Here is a 19,793-nt window from a genome sequence, read left to right on the forward strand (position 1 = left end):
CCAACTCCCAGCCTCACTGCATCTGGTCGAGCATCTCCGACAGAGCGCTCTTGATCCGAAGGGCCTTCTTGATCTCGTCCGCCGTCACGTACGGATACTCCCCGTACTCGATGAAGCTCGGACAGTGGTGCTCGCGGACGAATCTGACGAACGCCTCCGGATTGGTCCGCCAGTCCTCCGGGAACCCCTCCAGATGCTCGAACGCCGTGCTCACGCCCGCTTTCGAGAACAGAGCGACGGCGTCCTCGGTGTACTTGTCGAAGTCGGTGTCGAAGATCCCCTGGTACATGAAGCGGGTGTCGTCGTCGAAGAGGACCCAGCGCAGGTAGTGCAGCTTCAGCGGCGCCAGAAGGTACGGATCCTGTTCCAGCGCCTCGGCCAGTGCGGAGCCGTACTGGCGCATCGCATCGGCGTGGCCGGACTTGACCCGCGCGACGATGGTGAACCCGTAACACGCCGGAGTCCTCGGGAAGACGGGCCCGTACTTCCCCTGTTCGAGATGATCCGTCTCCTTGGGGAGGACGACCGCCTGGGGCTTGATCTCCATGTGCACTCCTCCCGCCGACCGGTGGGCCGGGACGATCCCATCTTCCCGCCCCATCACCAGGCGCGCCTGCCGAACGACACCTGGCTCAAGGGCCTGGGGTCCCGCGAGTTGCGCTGCGCGAGTGGTGTTGCGCGCCGGACCTTCGCGCCCGTCCGTATCCAAACAAAACCGCACGTGGAAGCCGTTCTGTCGCCCCTCGCACATGCCGTCGGGAAGCGTGTCGCCGTGCTGCGCTCGGCTGCGGTCGGCCGCGCTCGGCTCCATCGTGTGGGTATGGCCATCGACCTGAAGCAGACCGCGATCGATCCCGACTTGCCGACCGTCCCGCCGACCCGCAACACCCAGGAGGCCGTCCGGGCGGCCCTGGGAGACACCCAGGGAAACATCCTCAAGAGCCACGGTCGCGACCACAGCCGCCACCTGTTCATCACCTTCGCCACCGGGAACGCCGACGACCGGCAGAAGGCGCGGCAGTGGCTGGCCTCGCTGGCCCGACCCGAGTACGTGACCTCGGCCCTGACGCAGTACGAGGAGGCGAACAGGTATCGGGACACGCTGAAGACGATCGCTCGGAACGGCGCGGTCGGCCCCGCTGACCGGATGGCGATGATCCTCTCCGCCAGCACGGTCTTCGTCGGCGCGATGGTCTCGGCCGCCGGGTACCGGGACCTCCGGCTCGGTGCGGACCTCACGCCCGACGACCCGTCCTTCGGAGCCGGGGCCAAGAGCAGGGTGACGATCCTCAACGACCCGCCGGTGACCGCGTGGGAGCCCACTTTCCAGTCCACCCTGCACGCGCTCGTCATCGTCGCCGACGACGATCCGGCGCAGCGCATCGACCCGCTCGTGGCGGAGCTGAAGCGGCAGCTCGCGGCGATCGGCGCCACGGTCGCCGAGGAGACCGGCACCGCCATGCGCTTCGACGCTCAGGGCGACCCCGGTCCCACCGGGACGGTCCACGAGCACTTCGGCTTCGCGGACGGGGTGAGCCAACCCCTCTTCTTCGCACGGGACATCGAGCAGGCGAGGACGCGGGGCGGCGGCATCGACAGGTACGACCCGAGTGCGCCGCTGGACCAGGTGCTGGTCAAGGACCCGGCGGGCGGGAGCGACGGCTACGGCTCCTACTTCGTGTACCGCAAGCTGGAGCAGGACGTGCCGGGCTTCCGCGACGACGAGAAGGCCCTGGGGCTGGAGATCGCCAAGCAGATCGATCCCAAGGCACAGGAACCCGCGGACGCCGACATCGCCCTGGCCGGGGCGTACATGGTCGGCCGGTTCAAGGACGGGACCCCGGTGGTGGACCAGCGGGTGCCGGGGCTGGCCTCGCTGCCGAACAACTTCACCTACGACAGCGACGTCGACGCGGTGCGCTGCCCTTTCGCGGCCCATGTCCGCAAGACCAACCCGCGCGGCGACAAGCAGCGCCAGTTCGGGGTGCCGCTCACCCAGGAGCGGGCCCAGCGGATCGCCCGTCGGGCCATCAGTTTCGGTCCCGCGACGCTGGACCCGGCGCCCACCGACAAGGTGGGACTGCTGTTCCTGTGTGCGCAGAGCAGCATCGCGGACCAGTTCGAGTTCATCCAGGCGATCTGGTCGGACTTCGAGGACTTCCTGCGCCCCGGCACCGGACTGGACGCGGTGATCGGCCAACTGCCCGCCGGGCAGCCGCGGGACAAGGCGGTCGAGCAGCCCTGGCCCAAGGTGTACGGCTCCCACAACCAGCTGGACTTCTCGGTGCAGCCGCCGGTGCCCACGGACTGCTTCTTCCCGAAGCGGGTCGGCCAGTGGGTGACCATGCGCGGCGGCGAGTACTTCTTCGTGCCGAGCCTGAGCGCCCTGAAGAGGTTCGGCACCGTGGTGGAGCCGGCCGGGAACGGGGCCTGACCGTGTGCAGCCACCAGGGGGCCGTCGACGAACTCGCCCGGAACCTCAGTGGATACGTCTGCGAGCCGGGCAGCCCCGATTACGCCAGGGCCGTGGAGATCGACAACGGCCGCACCCGGACGCCCCCGGCCAATGTCGTGCGGGCCAACTCGGTCGCCGACGTCGCCCGGACCATCGCGTTCGCCCGGGAGCTCGAACTGCCGATGACCGTCCGCGGCGGCGGCCACAGTGCCGCCGGGTACTGTCTCAACCGGGGCGGTGTCGTGCTGGACCTCGGGCTGATGAAGGCCATCACGCTGGACCGGGACAGCAAGCGGCTGCGCGTCCAGATGGGCGCCATCTGGAGCGACGTGTACGGGTACGTCGCCCGCGACGCCGCCCCGCTGATCCCGGTCGGCGGCGGCTGTCTGACGGTCGGCCTGCCCGGCTTCCTGCAGGGCGGCGGCTACAGTTTCGTCTCCCGCTCCTACGGGCTGGGCAGCGACAACGTCACCGAGATCAAGCTGGTCGACGCCGCGGGCCGCCTGCGCACCCTGACCGCCGACGCTTCCGACGAGGCAGACCGGGACCTGTTCTGGGCCTGCCGCGGCGGGGGCGGCGGCAACTTCGGCGTGGCCGTCGAGATGACCCTCCAGCTGCACACGCCCGCGGCCGCGACCGTGATGGGCGGCGAGCTGTCCTACCCGCTGGAGCGCGCCCAGGAGGTGATCGCCGCCTACGACGCGTGGGCGAAGGACGTCCCCCAGGCGATGGCCGCCTACGGCTACGTCGGCCGCGATCCCGACCCGGCCGAGCCGACCCGGAAGATCCCCACCTTCCGGATCACCCCGGTCTTCAACGGGGAGTACGCCGACGGCGTCGACCTGCTGCAGCCGATGCTGCGGCTGAAGCCCTTCAACGTGAGCATCTACTCGATGCCGCTGCCGACCTGGGAGGCCACCATCGGCCGCTCCACCCTGGTCGGCGACCGCCAGGCCTACATCCGCTCCGGGATGATCGGCGAGGGCGGCTGGCACAGCGACATGATCGAGGCCGTCGAGGACGCGATGCGCAAGGCCCCCTCGCCCGACAGCTTCGTCGTGTGGACCCACGGCCGCGGCAAGGTCCGCCACCCGGACGGCGACAACCACGGACCCTACCCGCACCGCGACAAGCGCTACGTCTTCGAACTCAAGGCCATCTGGAACGACCCGGCCGACACCCGCACCAACGTGGAGTGGGCCTTCGACTTCGGCGAGGCGCTCAGCGCCGACTTCCACGGCGCGTACGTCAACTACATCGACCCGCTGCAGAAGGACTGGGCCGTGGCCTACTACGGCGACAACCTGGCCCGGCTGAGGGCCGTCAAGGCGGCCGCGGACCCCAGCGGCTTCTTCCGCTTCCAGCAGTCGGTCGACTCGACCTTCGAGCCGGACCTCAGCCGCCCGCTCGACCTGAGCCCGATCAACCGCACCATCTGCTGACCCGCAGTCCCCGGGAGAAACCCGTGACCAGGAGCAACTCGTGACCAAAGGGAACCCGACCCCCGATCCCCAACAGATCTTCACCGAACTCTCCGTGGCGCTGACCGGCTTCGACCGGGCGGAGCTGGCCGGCACCGGCCTGATCGAGACCTACTACACCACCCTGCTGCGGATCATCGGCGAACGCGAGGCCGGACACCTGTTCCAGGCCGCCGCCGAGGCCCTCGCCGCAGACCGGAGGAACCGCGACGGCGAGGCCCTGCGGACGCAGGTCGTCGAGAACCCGCGCTACTCGCCCGTCATCGTCAGCCTGATCAAACTCTGGTACCTCGGCAGTTGGTACCCGCTCTCCGGTGGCTACCGCGACGTCAACGGATCGACCGCCGACGACGTCGAGCACGTCGTGTCGCCCCAGGCCTACCGCGAGGGCCTGGCCTGGGTCGCTGCCGGAGCCCACCCCATGGGTGGCAAACCGCCCGGCTTCGGCTCCTGGGCGGAACCGCCGACCCTGCCCGTCTGCTGAGCCCGAGGAAGCGCCATGAGTACCAACGACTACGACATCGTCATCGTCGGCGGCGGCATCTCCGCGGCCACTCTCGCCAAGACGGTCATCGAGAAGGCCGCCGCCCAGAACCCGCCCAAGCACCCGCGCATCCTCATCCTGGAGGCCGGCCGGGCCACGGCCATGAGTGCCGACAAGTACGACACCTATGTGGAGGCGTACCAGGAGGTGGTCGCCAAGGTTCCCAACTCTCCCTACCCCGCGAGTGGTTCCGCGCCGCAGCCGGACGTGCTCGACATCGGTCGGCCGATCATGGGCCCGGACGGCGAGACCAGAGTGCCCAGCGACAACGGGTACTTCGTCCAGATGGGCCCGCTGCCGTTCGGGAGCGACTACGCCCGCTCCCTCGGCGGCACCACGCTGCACTGGCTCGGCACCTGCCTGCGGATGCTCCCCAACGACTTCAGGATGCGGGACACGTACCAGCGCGGCGTCAACTGGCCGTTGAGCTACGAGGACCTGAAGCCCTACTACGAACGGGCCGAGTGGGACATCATCGGCGTCTCGGCCGACGTCGAGGACCAGGTCTACCCCGGAATCGGCGGCGACCCGAAGAAGTACTTCAAGAGCGCCGACACCGAGAAGTTCCCCGACGGGGTCTACCACTTCCCGATGGAGCGGATCCCCAGCAGCTACCTCGACCAGTACCTGGCCAAGAAGACCGCCGGCCTGGTGGTCGAGCTGACCGACGAGCACGGCAGGCCGCACTCCTTCCCCATCGAGATCAGCAACACCCCCGTCGGCCGCAACTCCCAGCCCAACCAGGGCTACCAGGTCGTCGGAGCGGTCGGGAACTTCGACCACGGGCAGCGCTGCGAGGGCAACTCCAGCTGCATCCCGATCTGCCCCGTCCAGGCCAAGTACAACGCGCTCAAGACGCTCTACCAACTGATCATCAAGTACCCGGACCGGGACCCGGAGGAGGGCGGCCCGCTCAAGGCCAGGGTCGCCATCCGCAGCCAGTGCGTGGTCTCCCGCGTCCAGCACACCCAGCAGAAGGGCAGGACCGGGACGGTCACCGGGCTCACCTACCAGACGTACTTCGACGACGGCAGCGCGCCGGTGGAGCACACCGTCACCGCCGACACCTACGTCCTGGCCGCCAACGCCATCGAGAACGCCACCCTGCTGCTCGCCTCCGACGCCGCCAACAACAGCGACCAGGTCGGCCGCAACCTGATGGACCATCCGCTGCTGCTCACCTGGGGCCTGCTGGAGGACAGCGTCGGCGCCTACCGCGGCCCCGGCTCCACCTCCGGCATCCCCGCCTTCCGTGACGGCTCCTTCCGCTCGGAGCGCACCGCCTTCCGCGTCGAGATCGGCAACTGGGGCTGGAACTTCCCGGAGAACGCCCCCTACGACACCGTCCACGACCTGGTCGGCGGCGGGGAGAGCGGAAAGGTGGGCCTCTACGGCAGGGAACTGCGGGAACGGCTCGGCGAGATCCTGCCCCGCCAGTTCCGGATCGCCTGGGAGCTGGAGCAGGACCCCGAACCGACCAACCGGGTCACCATCGACGACCGCTACAAGGACCGGTTGGGAAACCACCGCCCCGTCATCCACTACGACCTCTCGCCGTACATGCGCGCCTCACTGCCCTGGGCCGCGGAGGCGAGCCGGCAGCTGTTCACGCAACTCGGCATCGGCGACAAGGTCCGGCGCCCCGACTACCGGCCCGGCGACTACACCCACTACGACCCGAACGACCCGTCGGCCGTGACCTACGAGGGCGTGACCTACTGGGTGCGCGGTGCGGGACACGTCGTGGGCACCCACCGGATGGGCGCCGACCCGGCCACCTCGGTGGTCGACAGCCACCAGCGCAGCCACGACCTGCCCAACCTCTACATCGTCGGCTGCGGCAGCATGCCGACCCTGGGCACCTCCAACCCCACGCTCACCATGACCGCGCTGGCCATCCGAACCGGCGACCGGATCGCCGAGCAGCTGAAGGGGAAGGACGCATGACCGAGCCCACCAGGATCACCGACCTCAAGGACCTCAAGGCCGCCCTGCAACTGGCCATCGGAGTGGAGCTCAGCACCATCCCGGTCTACCTCACCGGCCTCTACTCCATCGAGGAGGGCCGCAACACCGACGCGGCGCAGACGATCCGCAGCGTGGTCATGGAGGAGATGCTCCACATGACGCTCGCGGCCAACGTCCTCAACGCCCTCGGGGAGGTCCCCAGCCCCGAGCCGGTCGACTTCCAGGACCACAGGAACCTCAGCCCGATCCCCGCCTACCCGCTGGACAGCCCGTTGATCTCCGGCATCGGCACACTCGAACTGCTCCCGCTCACGCCCCAGGCCGTGGACAGCTTCGTCCGGATCGAGCACCCCCTGCACGGCGCCGCCACCCTGAGCGACATCCCCGTCGAGCCGGGTGGCTTCCGTACCATCGGCGAGTTCTACGACGCGGTCGACGCGGCCCTGAGCGACCCGGCGATCTGCCCGGACGACATCTTCGCGCCCGTCCGCCAGATCCCGGACAGCGACTACTACGGCGGAGCCGGCCACGTCATCGAGGTGAAGGACCGCGCCACCGCGCGCGCGGCCGTCCTGAAGATCATCGACCAGGGTGAGGGCCTGCCCGAGGAGTACCTGCGCCTGCCCGCGAAGACGGTCACCGACGCGGACCGGCTCGGCTCCGGCTGGCAGATGTACTCCCACTACGCCCGATTCCGCGAACTCCAGACCGGCCGCAGGTTCCGCACCGACCAGTCGGCCGACCAGAACCCCGAGGGATCCATGCTGCTGGTCGACTACAGCGCCGTCCAGCCGGCGCTGTACACCCCGCGCAACGGCGAGTCCGACGGCAGCCCCGAAGGCTCCGCCCTGGACACCTTCGACCTGGCGTACTCGCAGCTGGTCGACTCCCTCTACCGCGCCTTCGCCGGTGAGCCGACCAAGGACGTCGACCCGCTGGAGCGGAACGCCGATCGGGAGCGGCCCTCGCTGCGGCGGGCCGTCCACGCCATGTACGCGTTGAAGAACACGGCGATCGCCCTGATGCGCACCCCGAACCCGGCGAAACCCGGGCACACGCTCTGCCCCCGCTTCTCCTACGTGCCGCCCGGCGGAGACCGGGACAAGCTCGTCCAGCACGTCGAGGGCCGAGGAGGGCAGTACCGGTGATCTCCATCGTCACGAAGTGGTGGTGCGTCCCCGGCCGGGAGCAGGAGGCGGTGGCCGCGCTGACGGACCTGGTGCGGCAGGTGGAGGACGGCGAGCCCGACACCCTGATGTACTGCCTGCACACCGCCGAGGTGGAGGGCTCCCTGCCGCCGCCCACCCCGAACGAGGTGATCTTCATGGGCGCGTGGACGAGCCGCGAGGCCTTCGACGACCACCGGAACGGCAAGATCTTCACGGACTGGCTGGAGCAGCACCTCGATCTGTTCGTCCAGAACGACAACAGACTCTACGTCAGCGCCGAGTTCGCCAACCGCTTCGCCGGCTTCGTCCGCGGAGCGGCCATCGGGGAGGGGAAGCCGTGAAACCTGTACAACTTGCCGTGTGACGCCGGGACTCGGTGGTGTGGTGACAGGCCGCGCTTGGGACTTGGGGGTCGTGGCGGAGCCGGCTGTCAGTTCCAGATGCCGGTGATGTCGGAGGCGGTGGCGGCGTTCGCGGCGTGCGTGCTCAGCCCGGTGAGATCCTCCAGAGTGCGCAGCACGTTGTAGTGGGTGCACCGGGTCGCGGTGGAGCTGCCGGGGGCCACGTGCTGGCCGTAGAGGATGGTCGGGATGTGGTTGGCGGCCTTCAGGTCGTCCTCGTCGAAGGTGACGACCAGAAGGCTGTTGTGGGTCCGCGCCCAGGCCGCGTAGGCGCCGAGGTTGTTCTTGACCCAGCTGTCACCGGTCGTCACCGGGCAGTTGTGCATGTCGTCGCAGAGGTTCGGGATGACGAAGGACACCTCGGGCAGGGTGGTGTAGTCGGTCGGGAACTGGGCGAGGGTGTGGGCAGTGCCGAGCGGCACGTTGCTGAAGCCGAACCACGGGGCGTGCTTCTGCGCGTAGTCGCCGCTCTTGCACACCGACGAACCCTGCTCCGGCAGGCTCTCGTTGTAGCTGCCCCAGGTCTTGCCGGCCGCCATGAGCTCGGAGCCGAGGTTGGTGGCGGAGCTGAAACCGGGGGTGACGCAGTTGTCGTCGGTGACACCCTGGGTGGAGCCGGAGAACAGGGCGTAGTAGTTCGGCTGGCTCGGGTGCGTGATGCCGTGGGACTCGGTGAGGTGGGCCCCGCCGGCCATGAGTGTGTTGAGGTAGGGGGCGTCGGGGCTGCCGACGATCTGGTTGTCGGCGTGGTTCTCCATCACCACGACCACGACGTGGTCAGGAGTCGGTAGCGCGGCGGCCTGTGCGGCACTGCCGCCGGCGGCCCACAGGCCGATCGAGCCGGCGGCGAGGCCGAGGGCTGCCAGGGGGTGTCGCAAGAGTCTCCTGGAATGCATGGCCGACCTTCCGGGTGGAGGGCTGGGGTGCCGCGCTTGATGCCGTACGGCGAGGGGCGGCGACGGGCCCGGCTGTGCGAGCCTGGATTCTCCGTCGGCGGTCAGGCGCGTCCACTTGGGCGGGACGTCGCGACGCTCCGGACGGCGGCACGCCCGCTGCCGGCGCGGACCGTTCCACAAGGGCAGTGCGGTTGCCGCCTTCCAGCACAGCACAGACCTCGACGAACGGCACGGTGAGCTGTCAGCAGTGCGTGACCGGCTTCCTGGGCGCCGTCCGCACCGGGAAGACGATCGACGCCCACGACGCGCTGCGCACCCACGAGTTGTGCGAGCTGATCGTGGAACGGATCGGGCAAAGCCGAGCAAAAGCCAGGGAAAGCTGAGGGAAAGCTGGAAGCTCGCTGGGAGTGGGCTGAATTGACGTGTCATCAAGTCACCTGGCCGGAACCGACAGTTCATTGACGGGGTCTTGTCGGGGCTTTTTCTACGCGCGTATCTTGAGGGCGTCGCGGGGGGCGGGTGTTCGTCCCCCGCTTTCTCTCCCCCCTCTCTCTACGCGAGTAGTGCCCGCTACGCGAGCCGGTAGCGCCCGCTGCACGAGCTAGGAGTCATGCCCGGTGACCACCGCCCCCGCACCCCGCCCCCGCAGAGCCGCCCTGCTGCGCGCCGCGATCCTCCCGGCCGCGCTGGCCGCCTCGCTGGTGCTCGTCCCGCTGCCGGTGGCCAACGCGGCCGGCGCGGCGACGCCCGCCCCGCCCGCCCCGACCGAGGCCGGGTCGCTGCGGATCCACGACATCCAGGGCGCCACCCGGATCTCCCCGCAGGTCGGCAAGCCCGTCACCGGCGTGCCCGGCATCGTCACCGGCCTCCGGGCGTACGGCAGTTCCAAGGGCTTCTGGATGCAGGACCCGAACCCGGACGCCGACCCGGCCACCAGCGAGGGCATCTTCGTCTTCACCGGCGCCGCCCCGACCGTCAAGGTCGGCGACTCGGTACTGGTGAGCGGCAAAGTCACCGAGTACTACCCGAACTACTCCGGCGGCTCGCAGTCCGTCACCGAGCTGTCCGGCCCGGCCGTCACCGTCGTCTCCTCCGGCAACCCGCTGCCCGCCCCCGTGGTGGTGGACACCCGCGACATCCCCGGCACCTACGCCCCGTCGGCCGGCCCCGACGGCACCGTCGACTCGGTGCCGCTCAACCCGGAGAAGTACGCCCTGGACTTCTACGAGTCGTTGGAGGGCATGCTCGTCCAGGTCAAGGACGTCCGGGTGATACAGGCGACCGACAAGTACAACGAGCTGTGGGTCGCCGCCGACCGGCAGGACCAGCGCAGCAAGCGCGGCGGCGTGCTGTACGAGTCCTACCGCGAGCCCAACGTCGGCCGCCTGATGGTGCAGCAGCAGGCGCCGGTCTCCCAGCAGCCCTTCCCGGTGGCCAACGTCGGCGACGAGCTGACCGGCACCACCACCGGCCCGCTGGACTACAACGCCTTCGGCGGCTACACCCTCGTCGCCGGCACCATGGGCACCCTCAAGGACAACCACCTCCAGCGCGAGGTGACCGCCAAGGCCGGCGAGCGTGAACTCACCATCGCCACCTACAACGTGGAGAACCTGGCCGCCACCAACCCGGACGCCAAGTTCGCCGAGCTGGCCCAGGGCGTCGTCACCAACCTGCGCTCGCCCGACATCGTCGCCCTGGAGGAGATCCAGGACGACAACGGCGCCAAGAACGACGGCACGGTGGACGCGAGCCAGACCGTCGCCAAGTTCCTCGCCGCGATCAAGGCGGCCGGCGGCCCGGCCTACGAGTGGCGCTCGGTCGACCCGCAGGACGGCAAGGACGGCGGCGAACCCGGCGGGAACATCCGCCAGGTCTTCCTGTTCAACCCCCAGCGGGTCTCCTTCACCGACATCCCCGGCGGCAACGCCACCACCGCCGTCGGCGTGACCGGCACCGGTGCCGCCACGGCGCTGACCGCCTCGCCCGGCCGGATCGAGCCCACCGACGAGGCGTGGACCAACAGTCGCAAGCCGCTGGTCGGGCAGTTCTCCTTCCGTGGCCAGAAGGTCTTCGTGATCGCCAACCACTTCAACAGCAAGGGTGGCGACCAGGGCATCGACAGCCGCTTCCAGGCCCCGACCCGCAGCTCCGAGGTGCAGCGGATCAAGCAGGCCACCGTCGAGCAGGCCTTCGTCGCCAAGCTGCTGGCCGCCGACAAGGAGGCGCGGATCGTCTCGGTCGGCGACTACAACGACTACCAGTTCTCGCCCGCGCTGGCCGCGCTCACCAAGGACGGCGTGCTGCGCGACCTGGTGAACGAGCTGCCGGAGACCGAGCAGTACTCGTACGTCTACCAGGGCAACTCCCAGGTGCTGGACCACATCCTGGTCAGCCCCGAGGTCGGCTACGCCAAGTACGACGTGGTGCACATCAATGCCGAGTTCGCCCAGCAGGCCAGCGACCACGACCCGCAGGTGGTCCGGATCAAGCCCTGACCCGAGCTGCGGCTATCCTGCCTCCGCCGCCGGTGACCGCCGGCGGCGGAGCTTCTGACGGGGGTCGACGAACGTGGAGTACCGGATCGAGCGGATCGGCCGGGAGGACTGGCAACGCCTGCGGACGGTGCGGCTGGCCCAACTCCTCGACACGCCCATGGCGTTCGGCGAGCCCTACGAGTACGCGGAGCATCAGGGCGAGGGCAACTGGCGGGCCCGGACGAACTGGCTGAACGAGCCCGGCAAGATCGGCCTGGTCGCGGTGGACGATTCGGACGAGTGGGTCGCCACCATGCTGTCGATCCCCAGCAAGGAGCGGGCCGGGGCGGTCGATCTGATCGGCGTCTGGGTCGACCCGGCCCACCGCGGCCGCGAACGCGGCGTCGCCGACGCCCTGTTGGACGCCGTCATCGACTGGGCCCGCACCGGCGGCGCCGAGCGGATGCTGCTCGGGGTGCACGAGGAGAACCACCGCGCGGCCGCCTTCTATCTGCGGCGCGGCTTCACGTACACCGGCGGCGAGACGCCGTACGTGCTGGACCCGGAGGCCCGGATCCTGGAGATGGCCCTCCCGCTGGACTGACATCCCGTACGGGAGGGCCCTGGGCGCCTCAGCCGGCGACGTACTCCGCCAGGTGCTCGCCGGTCAGCGTGGACCGGGCCGCGACCAGCTCGGCCGGGGTGCCCTCGAAGACCACCCGGCCGCCGTCGTGCCCGGCGCCCGGGCCGAGGTCGATGATCCAGTCCGCGTGCGCCATGACCGCCAGGTGGTGCTCGATCACGATCACCGACTTTCCGGAGTCCACCAGCCGGTCCAGCAGCCCGAGCAGCTGCTCGACGTCCGCCAGGTGCAGGCCCGTGGTCGGCTCGTCCAGGACGTAGACCCCGCCCTTGTCGCCCATGTGGGTGGCCAGCTTCAGCCGCTGCCGCTCGCCGCCGGACAGCGTGGTCAGCGGCTGGCCCAGGCTCAGGTAGCCGAGGCCGACGTCGGCGAGCCGCTCCAGGATCCGGTGCGCGGCCGGCAGCCTGGCCTCGCCCGCGCCGAAGAACTCCTCCGCCTCGGTCACCGACATCGCGAGCACCTCGCTGATGTCCCGGCCGCCGAGGTGGTACTCCAACACCGAGGACTGGTAGCGCCTGCCCTCGCAGTCCTCGCAGGTGGTGGCCACCCCGGCCATCATCGCCAGGTCGGTGTAGACCACGCCCGCGCCGTTGCAGGTCGGGCAGGCGCCCTCCGAGTTGGCGCTGAACAGGGCCGGCTTCACGTCGTTCGCCTTGGCGAAGGCCTTGCGGATCGGATCCAGCAGGCCCGTGTACGTTGCCGGGTTGCTGCGCCGCGAGCCCTTGATCGCACCCTGGTCGACGTACACCACGCCCTCGTCGGAAGCCCCTGACTGTTGACCCAGCGAGCCGTGGATCAGCGAGCTCTTGCCGGAGCCGGCGACGCCGGTGACCACGGTCAGCACCCCGAGCGGGACGTCCACGTCCACGTCCCGCAGGTTGTGGGTGTTCGCGCCGCGGATCGCCAGCGTGCCGCCGGGCTCGCGGACGGTCTGCCGCAGCGCCGTCCGGTCGGCCAGGTGGCGGCCGGTGACGGTGCCGCTGGTGCGCAGCCCGTCCACGTCGCCCTCGAAGCAGACCGCGCCGCCCGCCGCCCCGGCGCCCGGGCCGAGGTCCACCACGTGGTCGGCGATCGCGATGGTCTGCGGCTTGTGCTCCACCACCAGCACCGTGTTGCCCTTGTCGCGAAGGCGCAGCAGCAGGCCGTTCATCCGGCTGATGTCGTGCGGGTGCAGGCCGGTGGTGGGCTCGTCGAAGACGTACGTGGTGTCGGTGAGCGAGGAGCCCAGGTGGCGGATCATCTTGACCCGCTGTGCCTCGCCGCCGGAGAGCGTGCCGGAGGGGCGGTCGAGCGAGAGGTAGCCGAGGCCGATCTCCACGAAGGAGTCCAGGGTCTGCTGGAGCGCGGTGAGCAGCGGCGCCACCGAGGGCTCGGCCAGGTCGCGGACCCAGTCGGCGAGGTCGCTGATCTGCATCGCGCAGGCGTCGGCGATGCTGACCGCCCCGATCTTGGAGGAGCGGGCGGCCGCGCTCAGCCGGGTGCCCTCGCACTCCGGGCAGGCGGTGAAGGTCACGGCGCGCTCGACGAAAGCCCGGATGTGCGGCTGCAGGGCGTCCTTGTCCTTGGACAGCATGGACTTCTGGAGCTTGGGGATCAGGCCCTCGTAGGTGAGGTTGACGCCGTTGATCTTGACCTTGGTGGGCTCCCCGTACAGGAAGTCCTGTAGCTCCTTCTTGGTGTACTTGCGGATCGGCTTGTCCGGGTCGAGGAAGCCCGAGTTGGCGTACACGCCGACCGTCCACCAGCTGTCCGGCTTCCAGCCGGGGATGGTGATCGCTCCCTCGGCGAGCGACCTGGAATCGTCGTAGAGCTGGGTGAGGTCGATGTCGGAGACGCTGCCGCGGCCCTCGCAGCGCGGGCACATGCCGCCGGTGATGCTGAAGCTGCGCCGCTCCTTGACGGTCTTGCCGCCGCGCTCGACGGTGACGGCGCCGGCGCCGCTGATCGAGGGGACGTTGAAGGAGTACGCCTTGGGGGAGCCGATGTGCGGCTTGCCGAGCCGGCTGAACAGGATGCGCAGCATCGCGTTGGCGTCGGTCGCGGTGCCGACGGTGGAGCGCGGGTCGGCGCCCATCCGCTGCTGGTCGACGATGATCGCGGTGGTCAGCCCTTCCAGGACGTCCACCTCGGGGCGGGCCAGGGTGGGCATGAAGCCCTGGACGAAGGCGCTGTAGGTCTCGTTGATCAGCCGCTGCGACTCGGCTGCGATGGTGTCGAAGACCAGTGAGCTCTTGCCCGAGCCGGAGACGCCGGTGAACACGGTCAGGCGGCGCTTGGGGATGTCGACGGTGACGTCCTTGAGGTTGTTCTCGCGCGCTCCGTGCACGCGGATCAGGTCGTGGCTGTCGGCGACGTGCGGCTCGGCCATCGTTGTCTTCGCTCCCTGGCTGTCGGTCGGGTTGTGCGGTGGGTCGATCGGGGCCCGCCCCGAGGGGTCACCCCCGGGGCGGGCGGAGGCTCAGCGCACCTCGTTGAAGCGGATCATGTTGCCCGCCGGGTCGCGGAAGGCGCAGTCGCGGATGCCGTAGGGCTGGAGGGTCGGCTCCTGCACGAGTTCGGCGCCGCCGGACTTCAGCCGGTCGAACACCCCATCCAGGTCGGCGGTGGCGAGCACCAGCCGGGCGTAGGTCCCCTTGGCCATCATCTCGGTGATGGTACGCCGCTCGTCCTCGGTGATGCCCGGATCGGCGGTCGGCGGCTCCAGCACCAGCGAGACGCTCGGCTGCCCGGCCGGCCCGACGGTGATCCACCGCATCGGGCCGCCGCCGACGTCGTTGCGCACCTCGAAGCCCAGCAGATCGCGGTAGAAGGCGAGCGAGGCCTCGGGGTCGGTGTGGGGGAGGAAGGTCCAGTGAATGGTGATGTCGTCCATGCCTGCAACGCTAGGGGCGTCCCCGGCCCGGGCGCTTCTCGAATCCTGATCGGTCCGTCCGGCCGGGTCGTGACCGGTCCGCCCCGGCCACCGGGGCTGTCCTACGCCTGACCGACCATGGCGGCGGGTCGGACGATGCGGTCGAACTCCTCCGCGCTGATGTAGCCGGAGGCCAGTGCCGCCTCGCGCAGGGTGCTGTCCTCGTCGTTGGCCTTGTGGGCGATCGCCGAGGCCCTGTCGTAGCCGATCACGGGCGAGAGGGCGGTGACCAGCATGAGTGACCGGTCGACGTAGCTGTCGATCTGCTCCCGGTTGAGCTGGGTGCCCTCGATGCAGAACTCGCGCATCTTGGTGCAGGCGTCGGCGAGGATGGTCGCGGCGTGCAGGAAGTTGTCGATGATGACCGGGCGCATGGCGTTCAGTTCGAAGTTGCCCTGGGAGCCGGCGAAGGCGATGGCCGTGTCCTCGGACAGCACCTGGATGCAGACCATGACCATCGCCTCGCACTGGGTCGGGTTGACCTTGCCGGGCATGATCGAGGAGCCCGGCTCGTTCGCCGGGAGGATGAGTTCGTCGAGGCCGCAGCGGGGTCCGGAGGACAGCCAGCGGATGTCGTTGGCGATCTTCATCAGCGGCACGGCCAGGGCCCGCAGCCCGGCGGAGGCGCCGACCATGGCGTCCAGGCCGCCCTGGGCGGCGAACTTGTTCTGCGCGGTGATGAACGGGTAGCCGGTCGCGGTGGCGATCTCGGCGGCGACCTGCTCGCCGAATCCGGGTGGGGCGTTCAGCCCGGTCCCGACCGCGGTGCCGCCCATGGCGAGTTCGTTCAGGCCCTCGGCGGACCTGGTGACCTGGTTGATGGCTTGTTGCAGCTGGCGGGCGTAGCCGGACCATTCCTGCCCCACGGTGAGGGGAACGGCGTCCTCCAGGTGGGTGCGGCCGATCTTCACCACGTCGTGCCACTGCTGTGCCTTGGTCTCGATGGCTTGTCGCAGCGCCCGCACGCTGGGCAGCAGGTGCTCGTGGATCTCCTTGACCGCAGCGATGTGCATGGCGGTGGGGAAGGTGTCGTTGGAGGACTGCCCCAGGTTGACGTGGTCGTTGGGGTGGATCGGGGACTTGCTGCCCAGCTCTCCGCCGAGGAGTTGGATGGCACGGTTGCTGATCACCTCGTTGGTGTTCATGTTGGACTGCGTACCGGATCCGGTCTGCCACACGAACAGCGGGAAGTGATCGTCCAGTTCGCCCGCGATGACCTCGTCGGCCACCCGCTGGATCAGGTCGGCCTTCCAGGCGGGCAGCCGCCCGGCGCGCCCGTTGACGCGGGCGGCTGCTTTCTTGACGTAGCCGTAGGCGTGATAGACCGCTTTGGGCATCCGGTCGTCCCCGATGGAGAAGTGGATCAGGGACCGTTGCGTCTGGGCGCCCCAGTAGCGGTCCGCGGGGACGTCGACGGCGCCCATGGAGTCCGTCTCCCGCCGGGTCCCGGTCGCCGGCAGTCCGACGGGGAGGTCAAGGATCCTCGGGGCTTCGTCCTGACCGGCCGACCCGGTCCGGTCCACGCCGTGGTGCTCCGCGGTCATGACGTCGCTCCGTCGGCGTAGACCGGCTGCCACATGGCCTCCCGGACGGCCTTTGCGGCGTCGGTCGGCTTACAGGTGGCCACGCCGTCGTCGAGTGCCGCCTGGACCACCGCGGTCGCGGTGATCGCCGAGGACTCCCGGAGGTTCTTCACGGGAGGCAGCAGGGAGGCGCCCGGCCCCGACAGGTCGACCTGGTCGGCGACAGCCTGCGCGGCCGCGAGCAGCATGCCCGCGGTCACCTGGGACGCGCCGGAGACGATCGTGCCCAGGCCGAGTCCCGGGTAGAGCAGCGCGTTGTTGGCCTGCCCGATCCGGTAGGTCACACCGTCGTGTTCCACGGGCGGGACGGGGATGCCGGTCGCGACGAGCGCCTTGCCCCCGGACCAGGCGATGACGTCGGCGGGCATGGCCTCGATGCGGGAGGTGGGGTTGGAGATCGGGAAGATGACCGGCCGCTCGGTACCCTCGGACATGGCCTCGACGACCTCGCGTGTGAAGGCGCCGTGCACGGTGGAAGTGCCCAGCAGGATCGTCGGGTTGACCCGCCGAACCGTTTCCAGGAGCGGGATCGAGCCGTCGTGCCGCTCCCAGTCCGCGACCTCGGCCGGATCGCGCGCGTAGGTCTGCTGGAAGTCGCGCAGGTCGGACATGTCCCGGGTGAGCAGCCCTTGCTTGTCGATCAGCCACACCTGGGCGGTGGCCCGCTCCGGATCCGCGCCGTCGCGGACCATCGCGTCGCGCAGCTGATCCGCGATGCCCACCCCGGCGGTCCCGGCGCCGAAGACGACCAGCTTCTGGTCCCGCATCCGCACACCGGTGACCTTGACCGCGGACAGTGCCGCGGCCAGCGTGATGGCTCCGGTGCCCTGCATGTCGTCGTTGAAGATCCGATAGCGGTCGCCGTACTGCTCCAGGATCCGCCGTGCGTTGCTGGGACCGAAGTCCTCGAAGTGCAGGAGCGCATCGGGGAACGTGGACGATGCCGTCTCCAGGTACTTCTCGATGAACGCGTCGTAGTCGGCGCCGCGGACCCGGGGGTGCCGGTTGCCCAGATACAGCGGGTCCTCCAGCAACGATGTCCGATCCGTGCCGACGTCCAGCGACACGGGAACGACGCGGCGCGGGTCGATGCCGGCGGCCGCCGTGTACACCGCGAGCTTGCCGACCGAGATCAGGATGCCTCCCACGCCCCAGTCACCGATGCCCAGGATCTCCTCCGCGTCGGTGCACACGATCAGGTCGACGTCCTGGGGCCCGAGTTGAAGCGTGGCGAAGGCCCTCTGCATGTCGTCGGGCCGGTCGATGGACAGGAAGATGCCACGTGGGCGCCGGTACTCGTGGGAGTACTTCTCGATCGCCTCGCCCACGACGGGGTCGTAGACGATGGGCAGCAGCTCTTCGATGTGCTCGGTGAGGAGCTTGAAGTAGAGGGTTTCGTTGCGGTCGTGCAGCTGTTCCAGGTAGACGTTCTTGGCCAGGTCGTTCCCCTGGACCTGCAACTGCCGGTAGGCACGTTGAGCCTGCCGGTCGAGCGCGAGCACTCCGGAAGGCAGCCGTCCGGTGAGGCCGAGGGCTTCCCGCTCCTCCTGTGTGAAGGCGACGCCGCGGTTGCGCAGCGGATCCACCAGGACGCTGGGGACAGCGGGGGCCCGCACGTGGCTCTCGGTCATGAGGTCCTCCTCCATGCGCATGCCGTCTCGTCTCCGACCGGGATGACCGGGGGACCGGGATGACTGAGGGGGTACGAACACCCCCGTGCGCAGATGTTCGGTTCCGGGCGCCGCCGGACAGTCGGCATTGCCGCCGCCGGTGGCCGGCGGTCCGGAACCGCCCTCGTTATCGCCGTCGTAATCGCCTTCGTCATCGCCGTCGTCGAGCCCGGAGCGCGGGCTCGGTCGGCAGGCACGCGCAGACGTGGCCACCGCCTCACGGCCCGGCGGAGCACGGGTTCAGCAGGGTGAAGGTTCGTCAGGACGGCGCGGCGCCGGTTGCTCGACCGCTCGCAGGAGCGCCGCGCGGCGAGACGCCTCCGATGTCGCCGCGGCGCCTCATCCGCGACTCTGTCTTCAGGCTAACCACCAGCCGACCGGCCAGCGACTTCAGCCAGGACGATGTCGCTGGTCGTGGTGCAGCCGATCATGCGACTCTCCGAAGTCCAGTGGCGCGGTCAGAAGCCGTCGACTTCGACGACGGCCGCCGCGAAGGCCTTCGGCGCCTCCTGCGGGACGTTGTGCCCTGCGTCCAGGGTCTTGTGCGCGTATTTTCCGGTGAACTTCTTGCGATAGGTCGATCCGTTTCCCGGGGGTGTGAACGGATCGTGCGCACCGTCAATGGTGATCGTCGGCACCTTGATGACGGGGGCTGCGGCGAGGCGTTCCTCGAGGGCGTTGTAGCGGGGCTCACCCTTGGTCAGGCCGAGTCGCCAGCGGTAGTTGTCGATCACGATTTTGACGTAATCCGGATTGTTGAACGCGGCGGCCGTGCGATCGAAGGTCGCCTCGTCGAAGTTCCAGGTCGGGGAGTTGAATTTCCACACGAGCCTGGCCAGGTCGCGTCGGTACTCCTGGAGGCCGAGCACGCCCCTGTCGGTGGCGAAGTAGTACTGATACCACCACGCCCATTCACTCTTCGGTGTCGTCGGCAGCTTGTTGGCCTCGACGTTGACGATCAGGTACCCGGTCGTGGAGATCAGTGCCTTGCAGCGCTCCGGCCACAGGGCCGCGATGATGTCGGCCGTCCGTGATCCCCAGTCGTATCCGGCGAGGATGGCCCGGTCGATCCTGAGGGCGTCCATCAGGGCGATGAGGTCGAGAGCGAACGCCGACTGTTGGGCATTTCTGGGCGTTTCACTCACAAGGAACCGCGTCGTGCCATGGCCGCGCAGATAGGGGACGACCACCCTGTACCCCTTCGCCGCGAGCAGGGGCGCGACCGCGACATAGCTGTGAATGTCGTAGGGCCAGCCGTGCAGGAGTACGACCGGCCGTCCGTTCGCGGGTCCGGCTTCGACGTATCCCACGCTCAGGTCGCCCGCATTGATCTGCTTCACCGGACCGAGGAATCCGCTGCTCCCCGGACCGGTCGCGGAAGGCGCCGCAAGCCTTCCCGTTTCGGACTGCGCATGTGCGTCACCGGTCATACCGAGTTGGGCCGCCACGGCGGTCGCGGCAGCAGCGCCAAGGAATTTACGACGGCTCTGGCTGATTCCCTCGGGCATTTCCATCGATGAACCTCCTCGCCTGAGGCGACACCGGCGGGCCGCCGATCGCGCGACGCGGTGAACGTGGCACAGCGAATCGGCCGG

16 protein-coding genes are annotated in these 19,793 nt (G+C 69.3%); 9 read left to right on the forward strand and 7 right to left on the reverse strand.

The window, feature by feature from the left end:
- Positions 1–13 precede the first annotated feature (13 nt).
- Complete coding sequence (locus ACFVWU_RS18035) at positions 14–547, reverse strand: hypothetical protein (RefSeq protein ID WP_387621562.1); 534 nt, start codon at positions 545–547, stop codon at positions 14–16.
- Between the two features lie 273 nt (positions 548–820).
- Between ACFVWU_RS18035 and ACFVWU_RS18040 the strand changes: the two genes are divergently transcribed.
- Genes ACFVWU_RS18040 through ACFVWU_RS18065 form a run of 6 tightly spaced genes read left to right on the forward strand, consistent with a single transcriptional unit; the run spans position 821 to position 7,958 of the window.
- Positions 821–2,434 (forward strand): Dyp-type peroxidase, encoded by a 1,614-nt coding sequence (locus tag ACFVWU_RS18040; protein WP_387621566.1) that lies wholly within the window; start codon positions 821–823, stop codon positions 2,432–2,434.
- Positions 2,435–2,436: 2 nt separating this feature from the next.
- A complete protein-coding gene (locus tag ACFVWU_RS18045) occupies positions 2,437–3,897 on the forward strand; it encodes an FAD-binding oxidoreductase (RefSeq protein WP_387621569.1) in 1,461 nt (486 codons plus the stop codon).
- A 40-nt stretch (positions 3,898–3,937) separates the two neighbouring features.
- Positions 3,938–4,420 (forward strand): hypothetical protein, encoded by a 483-nt coding sequence (locus ACFVWU_RS18050; protein WP_387621572.1) that lies wholly within the window; start codon positions 3,938–3,940, stop codon positions 4,418–4,420.
- 15 nt (positions 4,421–4,435) lie between these two features.
- Positions 4,436–6,427 carry a GMC family oxidoreductase gene (locus ACFVWU_RS18055; protein WP_387621575.1) on the forward strand — a complete coding sequence of 664 codons (1,992 nt, stop codon included), beginning with the start codon at positions 4,436–4,438 and terminating at the stop codon, positions 6,425–6,427.
- A complete protein-coding gene (locus tag ACFVWU_RS18060) occupies positions 6,424–7,596 on the forward strand; it encodes a ferritin-like protein (protein ID WP_387621577.1) in 1,173 nt (390 codons plus the stop codon). The genes ACFVWU_RS18055 and ACFVWU_RS18060 overlap by 4 nt, the downstream gene beginning before the upstream one ends.
- On the forward strand, positions 7,593–7,958 hold the full coding sequence (locus ACFVWU_RS18065) for a putative quinol monooxygenase (protein WP_387621581.1): 366 nt from the start codon (positions 7,593–7,595) through the stop codon (positions 7,956–7,958). The genes ACFVWU_RS18060 and ACFVWU_RS18065 overlap by 4 nt, the downstream gene beginning before the upstream one ends.
- Before the next feature lie 89 nt (positions 7,959–8,047).
- Here the strand turns inward: ACFVWU_RS18065 and ACFVWU_RS18070 are convergent, their stop codons facing one another.
- Positions 8,048–8,914 carry an alkaline phosphatase family protein gene (locus ACFVWU_RS18070; protein WP_387621584.1) on the reverse strand — a complete coding sequence of 289 codons (867 nt, stop codon included), beginning with the start codon at positions 8,912–8,914 and terminating at the stop codon, positions 8,048–8,050.
- A 233-nt stretch (positions 8,915–9,147) separates the two neighbouring features.
- On the opposite strand from ACFVWU_RS18070, the gene ACFVWU_RS18075 reads away from it, so the two are divergent.
- From ACFVWU_RS18075 to ACFVWU_RS18085, 3 genes are all read left to right on the forward strand, one after another.
- Complete coding sequence (locus ACFVWU_RS18075) at positions 9,148–9,297, forward strand: hypothetical protein (RefSeq protein WP_387621587.1); 150 nt, start codon at positions 9,148–9,150, stop codon at positions 9,295–9,297.
- A 234-nt stretch (positions 9,298–9,531) separates the two neighbouring features.
- Complete coding sequence (locus ACFVWU_RS18080) at positions 9,532–11,412, forward strand: endonuclease/exonuclease/phosphatase family protein (protein WP_387621590.1); 1,881 nt, start codon at positions 9,532–9,534, stop codon at positions 11,410–11,412.
- Positions 11,413–11,485: 73 nt separating this feature from the next.
- Positions 11,486–11,995: a GNAT family N-acetyltransferase gene (locus ACFVWU_RS18085; RefSeq protein ID WP_387621592.1), complete on the forward strand. Its 510-nt coding sequence runs from the start codon at positions 11,486–11,488 to the stop codon at positions 11,993–11,995.
- 28 nt (positions 11,996–12,023) lie between these two features.
- Here ACFVWU_RS18085 and ACFVWU_RS18090 read toward each other — a convergent pair whose 3' ends face one another.
- From ACFVWU_RS18090 to ACFVWU_RS18110, 5 genes are all read right to left on the reverse strand, one after another.
- Positions 12,024–14,402: an ATP-binding cassette domain-containing protein gene (locus ACFVWU_RS18090; protein WP_387621595.1), complete on the reverse strand. Its 2,379-nt coding sequence runs from the start codon at positions 14,400–14,402 to the stop codon at positions 12,024–12,026.
- Between the two features lie 90 nt (positions 14,403–14,492).
- Positions 14,493–14,906 (reverse strand): VOC family protein, encoded by a 414-nt coding sequence (locus tag ACFVWU_RS18095; RefSeq protein ID WP_387621598.1) that lies wholly within the window; start codon positions 14,904–14,906, stop codon positions 14,493–14,495.
- Positions 14,907–15,007: 101 nt separating this feature from the next.
- The gene (gene fumC, locus ACFVWU_RS18100; protein WP_387621601.1) at positions 15,008–16,489 is read right to left on the reverse strand and encodes a class II fumarate hydratase; all 1,482 of its coding nucleotides are present in this window, start codon (positions 16,487–16,489) and stop codon (positions 15,008–15,010) included.
- On the reverse strand, positions 16,486–18,159 hold the full coding sequence (locus ACFVWU_RS18105; RefSeq protein WP_387621603.1) for an NAD-dependent malic enzyme: 1,674 nt from the start codon (positions 18,157–18,159) through the stop codon (positions 16,486–16,488). The genes fumC and ACFVWU_RS18105 overlap by 4 nt, the downstream gene beginning before the upstream one ends.
- 497 nt (positions 18,160–18,656) lie before the next feature.
- Positions 18,657–19,712 carry an alpha/beta fold hydrolase gene (locus tag ACFVWU_RS18110; RefSeq protein ID WP_387621606.1) on the reverse strand — a complete coding sequence of 352 codons (1,056 nt, stop codon included), beginning with the start codon at positions 19,710–19,712 and terminating at the stop codon, positions 18,657–18,659.
- Between the last annotated feature and the right edge of the window lie 81 nt (positions 19,713–19,793).

It is taken from the genome of Kitasatospora sp. NPDC058190, from assembly GCF_042883685.1.
In the GTDB taxonomy this organism is placed as follows: Bacteria; Actinomycetota; Actinomycetes; order Streptomycetales; family Streptomycetaceae; genus Kitasatospora.

Bases quoted from the DNA above. Each gene is read 5' to 3' on its own strand.
- ACFVWU_RS18040 (WP_387621566.1), top strand. From the start codon at position 821: ATGGCCATCGACCTGAAGCAGACCGCGATCGATCCCGACTTGCCGACC.
- ACFVWU_RS18055 (WP_387621575.1), top strand. From the start codon at position 4,436: ATGAGTACCAACGACTACGACATCGTCATCGTCGGCGGCGGCATCTCC.
- ACFVWU_RS18105 (WP_387621603.1), bottom strand. From the start codon at position 18,159: ATGACCGAGAGCCACGTGCGGGCCCCCGCTGTCCCCAGCGTCCTGGTG.
- ACFVWU_RS18110 (WP_387621606.1), bottom strand. From the start codon at position 19,712: ATGGAAATGCCCGAGGGAATCAGCCAGAGCCGTCGTAAATTCCTTGGC.
- ACFVWU_RS18090 (WP_387621595.1), bottom strand. From the start codon at position 14,402: ATGGCCGAGCCGCACGTCGCCGACAGCCACGACCTGATCCGCGTGCAC.
- ACFVWU_RS18095 (WP_387621598.1), bottom strand. From the start codon at position 14,906: ATGGACGACATCACCATTCACTGGACCTTCCTCCCCCACACCGACCCC.
- ACFVWU_RS18035 (WP_387621562.1), bottom strand. From the start codon at position 547: ATGGAGATCAAGCCCCAGGCGGTCGTCCTCCCCAAGGAGACGGATCAT.
- fumC (WP_387621601.1), bottom strand. From the start codon at position 16,489: ATGACCGCGGAGCACCACGGCGTGGACCGGACCGGGTCGGCCGGTCAG.
- ACFVWU_RS18060 (WP_387621577.1), top strand. From the start codon at position 6,424: ATGACCGAGCCCACCAGGATCACCGACCTCAAGGACCTCAAGGCCGCC.
- ACFVWU_RS18070 (WP_387621584.1), bottom strand. From the start codon at position 8,914: ATGCATTCCAGGAGACTCTTGCGACACCCCCTGGCAGCCCTCGGCCTC.